Raw genomic sequence first — 14,617 nt, forward strand, 5'->3', positions numbered from 1 at the left:
ACCGATCAGACGACGCCGCGAAGGAGCGACCCGAACGCCGGCAGCAGCAGACCGATCCCCAGCGCGAGCAGACTCGGCTGCCCCATCGCGAGCACGGGGTCGAGCGTCCCCGCGAGCGCCAACTGCCCGAGGAAGCCGACGACGACCAGCGCACCCATCCCGACCCCGGCGGCGACCCCGCGCCCGAGCGACCGCTGTGGGAGCGCGACCAGTGCACCCGCCACGAGGAGCCCCGTCCAGTGGAACAGCGACAGCACCAGCCCCAGCACGATGGCGACGGCGGTCGTCGCGAGCCGGCGCCGGCGGTCGTTCCGGAGGCCTGCGAGACCCGACACCGACGAGTCCGGACTCATCGGTCGCCCTCCGTGAACGTCAGATCGACGCCGTCGGGGAGCGTCCGGGCCATCGACTTGTACTCGCCGTTCGCCCACAGCGAGAGCTGGTCGTCGTAGTGAGCCGAGAAGTAGTCGCCGGAGTTGCCGCCGGGCAGCACCGCCCGCGACTCGCCGTCGAACGTCGCCACCATCCGCCAGCTCGCGCCCGTCGACGCCTCGCTGTGGAAGTTCCGCACCGTCCCCGGCGAGCCCGCGGTGGGGAGCTGTTCGTAGTTGAGAAACGACTGGTCGAAGGGATGGGCGAATCGGACGCGGTTCCAGTCACCGTACGTCTCCCAGCCTTCGCTGTCGATGCGCTCGCGAGCGTCCGCCATCGCGTCCGCCGCGACCGCCGTTCGGTCGCCGTCGAACCACTCGCTGTCGGCCGACAGCGTGCCGAGCACCCGGAAGTTCGGTCGCGGGAACTCCTCGGGCAGATCGACGCTCTCGAAATCGTCGCCGAACGTTCGCTCGCGGAACGCCCGGAGCCACTGCTCGAACAGCAGCGGCTCGGCGCGGTCGGGCCGCATCTCGGCGTCCCAGTCGAGCAGCGACGCCGCGGTCGGCGCGTCCAGATCGTCGTCGGCCGTCCTACCCGCACCGACTACTTCCTCGACGATCGGCCGGAACAGGTCGTAGCGGCCGTCGAGAACGTCGGTCTGGAGGTCTCGGTGGAACGCAGCGTCCATCGGCGCCTCGCTCTCGGCGCGGGCGTCGAGCCGGTCGTAGAGCCGCCCCCCACGGAACGGCGGCGCGTACCCCTCCGAGAGGTAGTGTTCGGGGTCGTTCGTGATGCGCTGGTTCGCGGTCGCGAGGTAGTCGGGGTTCCGGGCGCCGGGTTTCTCGTCGTAGGGGACGAACCCGTCCCACGAAGACTCGCCGTAGGGCTCGTACCCCTCGCCCCACTCGCCCTCCCCTGCGGAGCCGTCGAAGATCCGGGTGCCCCGAACGGGCTCGCCGTCGACGGTCCGGATCGGGATCTGGCCGGTGACCCAGTAGTAGGTGTTCCCCGAGTCGTCGGCGTAGACGAAGCTCTGTGTGGGCTCGTCGAACTTCCGGATCGCGGCCTCGGCGTCGTCCAGCCCGTCGGACAGATTGAGCTCACGGACCGCCTCGACGGTCCGGGTGGCGGACAGCCCCGTCCACGCGACGCCGAGTTCGTCGGCGGCCGCGAACCCGTCGCCGTCGGGGTACTGGCTCAAAACCGCGCCGTGGACCGAGCGCTTCACCTCGATATCGACGCTCTCGGCGCCGGCGACTTCGATCGTCTCGCTCCGGCTGTCGAACTGTCGGATGCCGTCACCGTACTCGTACCCGTCGCCGCCGTCGACCGTCTCGTAGGTGTAGAAGTCGATCACGTCCGCGCCCGCGTTCGTAAAGCCCCACGCCCCGGCGTGGTTCTGCCCGATCACGACGAACGGGACGCCCGGGAACGCGACCCCGCGGCTGTCGAACTCGGGACCGACGACGTGCTGCTCGTACCAGACCGGTGGCGCCGAGAGCTGGAGGTGGGGGTCGTTCGCGACGATGGGGTCGCCGGAGGCGGTGTGCTCGCCGGAGACGACCCAGGAGTTCGAGCCGATCCCGGGGCCGGTCTCGAACGCGCCGAGCCAGTCGACGAGGTCCGGGTCGGGGACGGCGGCGTCGCCGTCGGTAGCCGCGAACGACGCCTCTCCACCGCGCAGGATCGGCGTCTCGTGGTCCATCATCCGCGGGTAGAGTTGCTCGGTCGCGTCGGCGTCCAGCCGGTCGCGGGCCAGCGCCCTCCGGAGCGTCCGAAACGAGCCCGTGAGCCCCCACGAGATCTGTTTCTGGACAAGCAGTGTCGCCGTCGGCGTCCACGCCTGCGGCTCGAACTCCAGCAGCCCGTACTCCACCGGCGTCGGCTTGACCTCGCGGGCGTGGTTCACCCCCGCGACGTACGCCTCGACCACGTCGCCGGTCTCGGTGCCCTCCGCGCGCTGCCACGTGGCTTCGGCTGCGCCCTCGAAATCCATCTGTCGGTGGAAGGTGTCGGAGTCGACGGTCGACGGGCCGACCACCTCGGAGAGGTGGCCGGCCATCCGCCGCCGGTAGAGATCCATCTGGAACAGCCGGTCGGCGCCGTGGCAGTAGCCGAGCGCGTAGTAGGCGGCCCGCTCGCTCTCTGCCTCGACGTGCGGGACGCCGTAGCCGTCGTAGCTGACGGTCGCCGGACCGTACGGGCTGTCGAGTTCGTCGGGGGCGGTTCCCGTGGCGGCGCCCCAGACGCTGCCCGACCCGGGCGCGAACCGATCCAAGTAGGACCGGGCCTCCGTCAGCGCCATCCCGCCGACCCCGGCGCCGAGAACTGTCGAGAGGAGGGCTCGGCGGGTGGTCTCTCTGTCCATGAGCCGTACTGAACGCGGGGAGGCTCGTAAAGTTTTGTCCGCGCTACTGAATCCGGTACCGCAACAGCGCCGCGATCCCGCCGAGGTTCGACAGCTGCTCGCCGGGGGCGAACTCCGAGGAGAACACCACCACCTCGCCGCCTTTCTGCTCGACGGTCTCGATGATCTCGTTTGCGTCCCGCTCCCAGTCGCCCTCGTCCTGTCGCTCGGTGCGCAGGCGCTCGTCGACGACGAGCAACGTCCCGACCGCGCCGTACTCGGCGGCCTCGGCGGTCTCCTCGATCCCGTAGGTCGCTTTCTCGCCGGTGGAGATGCGCTCGGTGAGCTCGTCGATAAGCTCGCTCTCACGGGCGATTCTGGTCTGATCCTGCACGTCCTCGACGGCGCCGCGTTTGAGCACCTCGTGGACACCGCGATCGCCCGCCGCGGAGGTGTCGACGGTCGTCGCGACCTTCTCGGCCACGTCGGGGTACTCCTCTTTCAGGTAGTCGAGCGCGTCGCGCTTCGTAAAGCCCGGGCCGGCGACGATGATCGCCTCCGCGTCGACGTGCTGGAGTGCCGAGCCGAGCTCCTCGAACAGGGTGGTCCGTGGCTGGGCGTACTCCCCCTTCCCCGTCGGCGCGGTCAGCGAGACGTACTCGTCGGTACCGTACTGCTGGACCGTGTGGACGTACGCTTCGCCCTCCTCGACGGTGACGACCGCCACGTCCGGCGCGTCGGTCGCCTCGGCGGCCTCCTCGATCCGGTCGCGCTGGTCGGGCTTGAGGTACTTCTCGATCGTGAGCTCCTCGTGGGTCTCGACGTTGATCGTGTGGTGCAGCCCGATCTGGTCCTCCATCGAGCAGTGCTGGATCACGCCACCCACCCGGAGGCGGTTCGCGAACCGGGCGAACTCCACGTCCTCGACTTCGAGGGTGACGTGGAGGTGTTCGCGCTCGCCGCCGGTGTCGCGCATCTGGTCGTCGTTGCGCTGGATGCGGCGGGTGGTGTCGCCCTCGACCAGATCGCCCGGTTCGAGCACGTGCGAGAGGTGCCAGAGGTCGTCGACGGTCTCGGGGACGAGCGTCACCCGGTCACGGCCCTCCGCGCCGTGGCCGCGCTGGACGATTCGCATGCCCGGATCTCCGGGCTCCGGGGTGACGTCTCTTTCCTTCTCGGCGTCAGGCCCGCATCACGCGGGAGTGGAAGAGGCGGACGAGCCGATCGAACTCGTCGACGATCTCGGCGGCTGCGACCTGATCGAACGTCGCGAACTGCCGGCTCGCCGCGAACCCGTCGTAGCCGTCAGCGATCTCGTACTCCAGCTCCTCCTCGATCGCCGCCTCGTTCTCCCGGACCACCGCGCGCATCTGCTCTTTCTCGGCCTCGCTGCCGCCGTAGATGTTCACCCCGAACTCCACGGTGCCGTCCGTGTCGACCTGGAGCCGGTAGCGCAGCACGCCGCCGGCGTAGGCGGGGTGATCCGGCCGAACGAGCAGCTCGTTCCCGCGCTCGACGGAGACCATCTCCTCGGGGTCGGCGTCGAACGTCCCGACGAGCCGGTCCGCTACACCCTCGGCGACGGCGTCGAGCAACGTCGGCAGTTCGAGGTTCTCCTCCTCGGCCCCGTCCGTTCCGGCCCCCTCGTCGGTTCCGTCTCCGCTGCCCACTCCGTCCCGGCCGTCCGCTCCGTTCCCGTCCTCCGACCCAGTTTCGTCCTCCGCTCCGACATCGTCGTCGACTCCATCGCTCGCCGCGAGCGCCGATTCGTGGGTCGGTGCGTCCGATTCCGCGCCGTCGTCGCCGCTGGCAGCCTCACCAGTCGCTGCCGCGGCGCTCGCGTTCGTGCCGGCGACCCACTCCTCCGTGCTGTCGGCAGCCTGCGTCTGCTGCCCATCGTCGTCGGCGACGAACCGGACGAGGAACTCTTCGCTTTCCACCGCGCCGAACGCCTCGATCCGGACCGCGTCGACCGCCAGCTCCCGGTCGCTCAGGAACGTCGCCAGATCCAGCGCCTCGTCGGCGAACGCCGTCCCGAGCAGCCGGACGCGCTGATCCTCGTTGAACGCCCCGGGGTCGAGCGGGGCACAGTGGAAGTACTCCGCGTGCGCCTCGCGGAGTGACCCCCCGTCGTACTGTTCGTCGAGCGCCTCGTAGGGGTGATCCGCGACCGTACTGGCGCGCTGGAGTGCGTCGGTGACCGCGTCGCTGCCCAGTTCACCGTCGACGGCACCGACGACGACCGCCGACCCCTCGGCGTCGAGTGCCAGCGCCGTTGCGGCGCCGTCGCCGGCAGCCGTCGTCACGAACAGCACATCGTCGCCGCCGAGGCTCCCGCCGGGCCCTTGGAGGAGCGCGCCGGCGAGCCCGGCCGTCTCGCCGGGGTCGAGCGGCTGTACCGGGACGACACCCGACTCGCTGGTGCGATAGAGATCCATGGGGTATCCTGCGCCAGCCACCGCATCAAGGTTACGGGGCTTCACTCGCCGGAGCCGACAAGAAAGCTTATACCGGGGCCGCAGAAAACCACAAGTGGACGCCGGCACGGTACCTGGGTAGGGGTACTTCGGTACCACGCCGGCCCATTCATCTCCGCAGTATTCACGTCCGTCAGCCACGGCTACACCGTATGGAGTTCCACGTCTGGGAGCCCGTTTACGAGCGCATCCTCGCCGAGTTCGGCTTCGGCCGCGCGGCCGACGAGCGCGCACGCGACCGGCTGGCGTCGACGACCGAGCCGTTCGATCTCGACGTCCTCCCCGCCTTCGAGGGGCGAACGGTCGCCGTCGCCGGCGCCGGGCCGACCCTCGCCGACGAGACTGAGGCTGCCGCAGCCGCCGACCGCGTCATCGCCGCCTCCTCGGCCGCGACGACGCTCCGGGACGCCGGAATCGGCGTCGACCTCGCGGTCACCGACCTCGACGGCACGCCCGGGCGTCTCGCCGCCGCGAGCCGTGAAGGGCTCCCCGCCGCGGTCCACGCCCACGGCGACAACGTCGACGCGCTGGCGGAGTGGGTCCCGAAGTTCGCCGACGAACGACTATTGCCGACCACACAGGCCGCGCCGAAAGGGCCGGTCCGGAACTTCGGCGGCTTCACCGACGGCGACCGCGCGGCGTTTCTCGCGGACGCGCTGGGGGCGGGGGAGCTCCGGTTCGTGGGCTGGCAGTTCGACGATCCCGACGTGAGCGAACTGAAAGCGAGGAAGCTCCGCTGGGCCGAGCGATTGCTCTACTGGCTCGAAATCCGACGCGACGAGCGGTTCGACGTGCTCGCCGGGCGGCGGAAGGGGTTGCGGCTCCCCGCAGAAGATGGGCGCTAGCGCCGTTTATCAGTCCATCAGATCGCTGCCGCCCGGCGGCAGGAACTCCTGAATCCGGTCGGCGCTGGCGATCTTGCGGACGAACGACTCGTCGGCGAACCGCGACTTGAACTCACGGTAACACTTCACCGCGGCGTCGTTCTGGGCGAACTTCCCGGGTTCGAGCGTGATCGTCGTCTCCGCCTTCGGTTCGATCGCGCTCGGCGGGCCGCCGATAACCCGGGTCTCGTCGTCGCAGGTGATCCCCACCGTGACCCGGGAGGCCAGATCCCGGAAGTACTCCCGGTCGCCCCGGATCGCGAACCCGCCTTTCTCCAGGTACTCGCCGGACTCGGGCGTCTTGCTCACCTGATCGGGCTCGACCATGTACGCGTCGCCGGCGCCGCGGCCGTCCTTCCAGACCGAGGAGTACGCGACCGCGAACTGGGCGGCCTCCTCCAGACTCGACTCGGGCCAGTCGACGGCGCTCGACGGCTCGGAGGGGCCGCTGGCTTTGAGAATCGTCACCGGGCCGCCGTGGGCCTGCGTGTGGAAGAACCGGTCGTGCTTGTTCAGGTACTTCTTCACCAGCGCCTCGTTCTGGTCGGCGTTGCGCCCGCCGATCACGAGGTAGCCGTCGCTAGTGTGGAACCACCGGAACTCCTCGTACCAGTGTTCGGGCTGCCGGACGGGGATGTCGGCCCGCGAGAGCCAGTCGATGTCCTCCTGCCCCTCGTCGGGTTCGGGCTCCGGCTCGGGCTCCTCCTCCCACGCCTCGCGCCGTTTCTTGACGGCTTCGAGTCGCTCTCGGGTGTCCTCGATCGCCTCGCGGGCGCCCTCCTTCTTCCCCTCGACGCGCTTCGCTTCCTGGTAGAGCCGGTCGGCGTTCTTCTCGACGCCCGTCGTCGCGTCGAGAGTGATCCGTTCGTCGTCGACGTCGACCGTCACCGTCCCCTCGGAGCCGTCCACGTCGACGACTGCCTCCGCGGCGGGGATGCCCTGCTCGGCGCCCGCCGCGAGCGTCTCCCCGATCTCGTTCCACGGGCGGTCCTGCTCGCGGGCGTTCTGAATCGTCGAGAGCACCTCGTCGATCAGATCGTAGCGCGCGTAGCAGATTTCGGCTTTCCGCCGGAGCGATTCCGCCTCCTCCTCGAACCCCTCGATGGCCTGCTCCTGCTGTTCGATGATCCGTTTCTCCTTCTCGATTTCGGCCTCGAACTCCGGGCGCTCGCGGCCGCCACCCTCCTCCTCACGCTGTGCCTGCTCCGTGAGGCGGTAGAAGTACTCCGAAAGCGCGGCGTTGAACGAGTCGAACGCCTGACTGTGGAGATCCGATCGCTCTTCGAGTACCACGGGGCTCACGTCGACGACGCGGCCGCGCTCGGTTAGCGGGCGGTCCTCGTCGCTCTCGGCGTCCTCGTCGAGTTCGACGTACACGCGCGGGTCGAACTGGCCGCTTCGGAGCGCCTCGGCGAGATCCATCAGTTCGCGGTGGATCGCGCGGTACTCCGACTCGCCAGCGTCGTCGATGTCCATCGCCTTCTCGACCCCGGCGCGGCGACAGAGCTCCTCGCCCCAGAAGCCGCCGAGATTGAGTTGGGTCGCGACCGTCCGCACCACGTCGGTGTCGGACTGCTCCATCCGGGCCTCGAACGTGTCGTAGTCGACTTCGAGGGGGTTGAGCCGCGACTTCGGGAACTCGTAGGGGCTCCCGGGCGCGACCGTCCGTGACTTGAGCCGCACCGTCTCCAGCGAGCGCACGACTTCGCCGTTGCCGTCCAGTACGGCGACGTTGCCGTCGCCGAACAGTTCGACGACCAGCGTGGTGTTCTGGTCGGGGCGCTCGAACTCGAAGACGAGGATGCGGTCGAACTCGTACTGGGAAACGGAGACGAGGTCGGCGCTCTCGATGCGGTTGCGCAGCATCATCGCGAACTCCGGGGGCCGTCCGGGCGCGTCGGGTACGCGCTCGGGGTCGGCGACGTGGGCCTGCTTGTTCTCGCCCACCTCGATCAACAGCTCCACCCGCCCGCGGTCGAAATCCCGGAGTTTGAGCCGCAGCATGTCCTCGTCGTAGAGATACGCCTTGTCGAGCTTGGCTCCCTCGTAGCGGGAGAGCTCGGTCGCGAGCGCCGCGAGGTCGACGCTCGACAGTTCGCGTTTCGGCTCCATGCGCCGGATTTCTCGGGCGACCGGGAAGGGCGTTCCGTTCGGGGCTCACGCCGGCGCCTACCCGACCGCGGCTACCGCTCGCGTTCTGTCTCCCGCTCGCGGCGCTCCCGGCGCGCGTACTCCTCGGCGTCCTCCATCGTCTCGGTCCCGAGCAGCTGGTCGAGCTTACGCTCGAACTGCGCCTCGCTCAGCTCCCCCTCGGCGTAGCGCCGGCGGAGGGTCTCGAGGGGGGTCTCCTCGTTCTCGTCGCTCGATCGCTTCGTGGCGCTGTCCCCGTCCCGGTCCAGCCACTCCTCCTGCTCTTCCTCGTCGCCGAACAGCATCGCGGTGATCGGCACCACCGCGATGTAGCCCACCAGCATCGCCGCCAGCCACCAGCCTTGATCGGTGAACAGCGCACCCAACCAGATCGCGGTGACGAGGGTGCTCACGATGCCCGTGGCGTTCTCCCGGAGCCGCTGGCCCACGGAGTCCTGCCCGTCCCCGCCTGCGTCGCTCATACGCGGGGCATTGAGCGACGCTGACAAAAACACTCCCGTTCAGATACGCTTCGAGACGTACGGGCCGTCCTGGTGGTAGCCAAGCTTCTCGCGGTAGTACTCTCGGACGCCGATGCCCGAGATGATGCTCAGCTTCCCGAAGCCGGCCTCGCGGGCCTGGCGCTCGGCCTCGCGGACGAGCCGCTTGCCGTAGCCGCGGTGCTGCCACTCCTGGCCGTCGTCGTCGCCGCTCCCATCGAACGTCGCTTCGGAGCCGTAGACGTGGAGTTCGCGGACCAGCGCGGCGTCCTGTAGCTCCCGGCGCACGGGATCGTTCGGGAACCGCAGCCGACAGAAGCCGATCAGCAGGTCCCGGACGGGGTCCTCGAAGGAGATGAACCGCTCCGTGCCGCCGCCGGCCTCGTACTCCATCGTGTCCAGCGTGATCTCCGCGGGGTCGGGGTCGGCGTCGTTGTGGCCGACTTCGCGGGCGCGGATGTCCCGGATCTCGTACCCCTTCTCCTCGGCGCGCTGCTGGGCGAGCTGCCGGAGGTTCGACTTCCAGACGCCGCCCTCGATGAAGTCCGCGGGGATGTCCCGCTGGACGCGCTGAAGCCGGCAGTACTTCGGAATCTCGTTCATCGCGTCGGCGACCACGTCGGCGGCGGTTTCGTTGTCCAACGGCTCGAAGTCCTCGCGCTTCCACATGTCGTAGACGCGGGTGCCCTCGACGACGAGTGTGGGGTAGATCTTGAGGTAGTCCGGGCGCCACTCAGGGGAGTCGAACAGCTGCCGGAAGTCCTCGCGGCACATCTCCTGACTCATCCCGGGCTGGCCCGGCATCATGTGGAAGCCGACCTTGAACGCCGAGTCCCGCAGGCGGCGGTTGGCGTCGATGGAGGCCTGCGTACCGTGGCCGCGGTGCATCTCGCGGTTGATCCGTTCGTAGGTCGTCTGAACGCCGACTTCCACCTTCGTCCCGCCGAGATCGAGCATGCGGTCGATCTGCTCGGGGTCACACCAGTCGGGCTTTGTCTCGAAGGTGATCCCCGTCACGCGGATGTCCCCGGTCTCGTTCCGGGCGATCACGTCCTCGAGGTACTCGAACTCCTGCTGTTCGGGCGGCTCGGCGAAGCTCTCGGTCTGACTGGGGTTCGGGTCGCTGTCGAGGTCGTACTCGTTCATCGCCTGCAGCGCGCGCTTGACGAACCACTCTTGGTAGTCGTGGCTGCGGGCGGTCATCGTGCCCCCCATCAGGATGAGTTCGGCCTTGTCGACGGGGTGGCCGATCGCGCGGAGCTGTTCGAGTCGGAGCGTGACCTGCCCGTAGGGGTCGTAGTCGTTCTGCTCACCGCGGGCCGCCGCGGGCTCGTGGCCGGTGTAGGACTGCGCGGAGGAGAACTCCGAGGCGGGGCCGCCGGGGCAGTAGAGACACTTCCCGTGCGGGCAGAGATGCGGCGAGGTCATGATCGCGATCGGCGAGACGCCCGAGGCAGTCCGGACGGGCTTGCGCCGGACGACGGACTTCACCTCCTCGCGCCACTCGTCGGGTGCGTAGCTGAGGATGTCGCCGTTGGTGGGGACCTTTGGGGCGCCAGTCTCGCTGCAGACCTCGCGCTTGGCGGCTTCGAGATCGTCGCGTTCGAGGTCCTCCTCGATGATCCGGCGGCAGAGCTCCTCGCAGGCGTCGACGAAGGTGGGGGGGTCGCCGTTTTCGGTGTCCGCGGCGTCCGTGCTCATTGGTGTGTGGTGGGTGGTTTTCGGGGTTAAGGGTTGCGAGCGAGGTGGGGAAACTCCGCGACCGTAGGGAGCGGAGGTAAACCACCTCGTTACGCGAACGGCGAACGGAGTGAGCCGTGAGCCACCGATCGAGTTGATTGATCGGCGATGGCTACCGCGACCGCGAACACGACCGCGGAGTGAGCTAGACCACTTGTGACTGCAACCGCGCCGCACAGCCCACAATCCTCCCCAGCCGACTCGGTCGCTTCGCTCCCTCGTCCTCCGAGAGAGCAAAGCTCTCTCGTGCCCTCGCTCGTTTCACTCGCGAGGACCTCGCGCGCTCGTTCGCGCACGGAGGCGTCGTGCGGGCGACCCACGCGTCGCCCGCACGGCCAGCGAGACCTCCGGTCTCGCCCTGCTCACGTCGCGCGCCGACCGCCACAGCGGTGCGGTCGCGGTGGACGCCTCGCCGGCGCCACCGTTCGGCGCCGGCGGGGGGAGGGGTGGGGATTCTGTGCTGCGCCGGGCTTCATGCCCGGCGCCCTGCGGTCGCAAGTGGTCGACGATCGAGCTGCTGTTGCGGGTGCTGTCTCAGTTGCCAACGATCGAGCTGCTGTCGCGGTCGCTGTTCCAGTAGCTGAACCCAGTACCGACTACCGAACCGAAGAAAACCGAGAGAATGCAGCGAACCGAGAATCAGTCGAACTGCTCGACGACCGCACCAACCACGGCGATCTCGACTTCCTCACGCGCACCGGAGAGGAACTCGATCCGACCCTCGCGGAGCCCCGCAGCCGAGATCCCGGCGTTCGGCGCGTTCGAGGCCGCTTCACGAGCCACGGCACGCAGATCCACGTCCGTCTCCGCGCGGACCCAGAGCTCGTCCATCGCGATGCCGATCGTCACGTCCGCGTCGCCGCGGCGGTGGAGCTCGTCCAGCAGCAGCGAACTCGGCGGGAAGTCGTACTTGTGGGTGTACTCCTCGGTGTCGAGCACCGCGACTTCGACGCCCTCGCTCTCGCTGCGTTCGATGTTGGCCTCGGCGGTCTCGACCTCAGTGTCCATCTTCTCGCGGAACTGCGTCGCGATGTGACCCGCAAGCGTCTCGCTCTCGGCGGCGTCCTCCGGCGCGCCGGCGGCGACGGCCTCGGGGCTCTCGCCGAACAGCAGGTCGCCGACCAGTTCGCGCTTCTCGTCGTAGGACTGGTAGAACGCCTCCAGCGCGATCGCCTCGCGGAGTTCCGTCACCGCTTCCTCGTCGAAGCGGGCCTCGCGGGCGGCGTCGAGGTAGGAGTCGGGCGTGTCCTGCCAGTAGCTGACCGCCGGCAGGTGGGCGATCTCCTCGCGCACCTCGGGAGAGACAGTCGTCGCGAGCGACGACGCCAGCGCGCCCGTCGAGAGCCCGGCGGCGTCGGGGTTGACCAGCACGTCCGACGTGTCGGCGATCTCCGCGTCCGCCGGCGCGGCGTCGACGACGACGCGCTTGGCGCCGTAGATCCCCAGCATCTCCAGCCCGTCCTCGCTCTCGACGGTGGAGGCGGTGCCGGCCAGCACCACGAGCGGCAGCTTCTCGTCGTGCCGGTCGCGGTCCTGCAGCATGCTGGTCACGTCGTTCGTCGCGTCGTTCATCTCGTACACCGCCTCCTCCAGCGGACGGCGGTTCACGTAGTGGTACTCGGCGTCGCTCTCGGCGTGCTCCTCGCGCACCATCGGGAGGATCGCGCGTTCGAGCGCCACGCCGGCGACGTAGCCGTCGGCGGTCGCCGCGTGCCGGACCACGATCGGCCGGGACTCGAACACCGCACGGCGGATCGCCTCCGCGGCGTCGAGCAGGTTCTCCTTGGCCGCCGAAACGGCGTCGTCGTCGGCGACCAGCGTCGCCTCGTCCGGGCGGGCGCGCTCGGTCAGCGCCTCGGCGAGCCGTCGCTCGACGGTCTCGCGCTCCTCGCCCTCGAGTTCGACCAGCGCCTCGGTCTCGACCTGCAGCTCCTCGCGGCGTATCTCGATCTCGCCGTCGAGTCGGACGATGTCGCCAACCTCGATCTCGGGGTAGGCGCGAACGCCGGCCTCGACGAACGCTGCACAGTCGACCACGCCGGTCTCGTCGCGGAGCTCGAACACGGTCGGGCCGCCGGTCTGTCGCGCGCTGACGACCTCGCCCTCGATCCGGACTTCCTCGCCGACGCGGTCGGAAAGCTCGCCGATGTCGCGGCGGGTCGGCTCCTCGGGCTCGGCGCCCGCGGGGGTCTCCTCGGTGTCGGCTTCCGCCGGATCGGCGTCGACGGGCTCGCTCTCCGAAGATTCGTCTTCGGCGTAGTCGGCCTCGTCAGGCTCGGTCTCGGAATCGGCGGACTCCGCCGCCGCTTCGTCGACGGCCTGCGTCGCCGCCTCGGCACCGCTGCCGTCGGTCTCGGCCGGAGCGGACTCCTCGTCCTCCCCGGTCGTCGCTTCTACGTCCCGCTCACGCCCGTTTCCCTCTTCGACCTCCTCCTCGTCATCCTCGGGGAGCAGCTCCTCGGTCCCGTCCTGAATCAGCGTCCCGCGGAACTCGCGATCGGCCTGTCGGATCGAGGAGGTCAGGTCGACGTTCCCGTTGTCACGAACGTTCTTCACCTGTACGAAGACGGTGTCGCCGGCCTCCCAGTCGAGGCTCTCGAGGCGGCCGTCCAGCTCGGAGCGGTGGAGCAGCCCCGTGACGTTCGACGAGAGGTCGACGAACACGCCGAAGTCGGCGTAGCCGTCGACGACGCCGCGGTAGAAGCGGTTCTCGACGAGCTGGTCCGGGCTGTTGCCGCGGAACTCGAAAACGACGTCCTCTTCGTGTGACTGGCAGATGTGGCCCTCGGTGTCGGCGCCACAGATGATACAGTTGCCCATTTGTGAGGACAAACTCGGTCCGCCCTAAAGGCGTTGTCGAAAACAACTGCGATCGACCGGAACGGCCCCGACTCAGAGCCCCGCGGCCGCGAATCCCCCGTAGCCGTAGCCGAACAGGATGACCGCCGGCAGCGCCGCCGCGACCGCCGCCCGCGGGATCGAGGTCTGGTGCCGGACCGCGGTGCCGACGACGAGCAACGCCGCCCCGTACAGACAGCAGCCCACCCGCAGCGGCGCCCACGGCACGGCGGTCAGCAGACAGGGTGCGGTCGCGTACGCGATGACCTGTACCGTCTCGCTCACGCCGCCGCGGTCCGGCGCTAGCAGCGACAGCCCCACCGTCTCGATCGCCGCCGAGAGGTGAAACGCCGCCGGCGCGAGGAACAGTCCGACCCCAAGCAGCACCAGCACGGCGCCCAGCCCGCTCCCGAGCCCGAACGGGGGTGTCACGCCGCCGGTCTCGAAGGTGGGCATGTCGCCGGTCGCCAGTCGGCCGGCGACGGCACCCAGCGCCACGAGTACGCCGAAGACCAGCCCCGGCGCCTGATCCGCGGGCGCGATCCCGTTTCGGAAGAACCGTCGCGGCCGGACGAGTACCTCCGCCCACGCGCGAGCGAGCGCTCGTGGCCCGCGGTCGCGGCCACCCTCCGGGCTCCCGATCCACTGGGTCATCCGTGTGTTCCCGTTCGGTCGGTCATTCTCAGTCGGTCCTGAGCGTGTGGCAACTCCGACACCGTGCCTCGTAGGACTCCTCGGCGCCGACGACGATCGTGTCGTCGTCGACGTGTGCGGGCTCACCGTCGACCAGCCGCTGGTTCCGGGTCGCCGGCTCGCCACAGACGGTACAGATTGCCTGTAGCTTGTCGACGTACTCCGCGATCGCCATTAGCTCCGGCAGTGGTGTGAACGGCTCGCCCCGGAACGTGATGTCGGTCCCGGAGACGATCACCCGCCGGCCGTCGTTGGCGAGCACGTTACAGACGTTGACGAGGTCGCGGTCGAAGAAGTTCGCCTCGTCGATCGCGACCACCTCCTCGCCGTTGAGGTACTCCTGCAGTTCCCACACCCCGTCGCCGACGTTGTCGATCACCCGCGCGTCCCACTGGCGCCCCTCGTGGGAGCCGATGGTGGTCTCGCCGTACCGATCGTCGATGGCCGGAGTGAACGCCGCCACGTCCTGCCCGGCGATCTCCGCGCGTCGCAGGCGCCGCAGCAGCTCCTCGGTCTTCCCCGAGAACATCGACCCGGCGATCACCTCGACGAAGCCGCTCCCGGTGATCTCGTGCATGGTCGAAGCCGGGCATGGGAGGGGTAAAGGGTTGCCGAACGACTCCCGCCCGCGGA

At 69.3% G+C, this 14,617-nt stretch carries 11 protein-coding genes; 1 reads left to right on the forward strand and 10 read right to left on the reverse strand.

Annotated elements, in window-relative coordinates; all coding sequences use genetic code 11:
• Positions 1–5: 5 nt before the first annotated feature.
• From BN1959_RS10490 to BN1959_RS10505, 4 genes are read right to left on the reverse strand one after another with little or no spacing between them, the layout of a single operon-like run.
• Complete coding sequence (locus BN1959_RS10490; protein WP_053948608.1) at positions 6–353, reverse strand: hypothetical protein; 348 nt, start codon at positions 351–353, stop codon at positions 6–8.
• Positions 350–2,743 carry a penicillin acylase family protein gene (locus BN1959_RS10495; RefSeq protein ID WP_053948609.1) on the reverse strand — a complete coding sequence of 798 codons (2,394 nt, stop codon included), beginning with the start codon at positions 2,741–2,743 and terminating at the stop codon, positions 350–352. The genes BN1959_RS10490 and BN1959_RS10495 overlap by 4 nt, the downstream gene beginning before the upstream one ends.
• Positions 2,744–2,786: 43 nt before the next feature.
• A complete protein-coding gene (locus BN1959_RS10500; protein WP_053948610.1) occupies positions 2,787–3,857 on the reverse strand; it encodes an mRNA surveillance protein pelota in 1,071 nt (356 codons plus the stop codon).
• A 46-nt stretch (positions 3,858–3,903) separates the two neighbouring features.
• Positions 3,904–5,160: a hypothetical protein gene (locus BN1959_RS10505; protein ID WP_053948611.1), complete on the reverse strand. Its 1,257-nt coding sequence runs from the start codon at positions 5,158–5,160 to the stop codon at positions 3,904–3,906.
• Positions 5,161–5,351: 191 nt separating this feature from the next.
• Between BN1959_RS10505 and BN1959_RS10510 the strand changes: the two genes are divergently transcribed.
• Positions 5,352–6,044, forward strand: a complete 693-nt coding sequence (locus tag BN1959_RS10510) for a 6-hydroxymethylpterin diphosphokinase MptE-like protein (RefSeq protein WP_053948612.1) — start codon at positions 5,352–5,354, stop codon at positions 6,042–6,044.
• 9 nt (positions 6,045–6,053) lie between these two features.
• On the opposite strand, the gene rqcH is transcribed toward BN1959_RS10510, so the two are convergent.
• The 6 genes from rqcH to BN1959_RS10540 form a co-directional block, all read right to left on the reverse strand.
• Entirely contained in the window at positions 6,054–8,195 is a 2,142-nt protein-coding gene (gene rqcH, locus BN1959_RS10515; RefSeq protein ID WP_053948613.1) for a ribosome rescue protein RqcH, read from the reverse strand.
• A 71-nt stretch (positions 8,196–8,266) separates the two neighbouring features.
• Positions 8,267–8,695, reverse strand: a complete 429-nt coding sequence (locus tag BN1959_RS10520) for an SHOCT domain-containing protein (protein ID WP_053948614.1) — start codon at positions 8,693–8,695, stop codon at positions 8,267–8,269.
• A 39-nt stretch (positions 8,696–8,734) separates the two neighbouring features.
• A complete protein-coding gene (locus BN1959_RS10525) occupies positions 8,735–10,414 on the reverse strand; it encodes a tRNA uridine(34) 5-carboxymethylaminomethyl modification radical SAM/GNAT enzyme Elp3 (RefSeq protein WP_053948615.1) in 1,680 nt (559 codons plus the stop codon).
• A gap of 678 nt (positions 10,415–11,092) precedes the next feature.
• Positions 11,093–13,273 (reverse strand): DHH family phosphoesterase, encoded by a 2,181-nt coding sequence (locus BN1959_RS10530; protein ID WP_053948616.1) that lies wholly within the window; start codon positions 13,271–13,273, stop codon positions 11,093–11,095.
• A gap of 72 nt (positions 13,274–13,345) precedes the next feature.
• Positions 13,346–13,945, reverse strand: coding sequence for a YIP1 family protein (locus BN1959_RS10535; RefSeq protein WP_053948617.1), 600 nt, complete (start codon positions 13,943–13,945; stop codon positions 13,346–13,348).
• A 28-nt stretch (positions 13,946–13,973) separates the two neighbouring features.
• Entirely contained in the window at positions 13,974–14,561 is a 588-nt protein-coding gene (locus tag BN1959_RS10540) for a thymidine kinase (RefSeq protein ID WP_053948618.1), read from the reverse strand.
• Positions 14,562–14,617 lie beyond the last annotated feature (56 nt).

The sequence above is a fragment of the Halolamina sediminis genome, assembly GCF_001282785.1.
GTDB classification, from domain to species: Archaea; Halobacteriota; Halobacteria; order Halobacteriales; family Haloferacaceae; genus Halolamina; species Halolamina sediminis.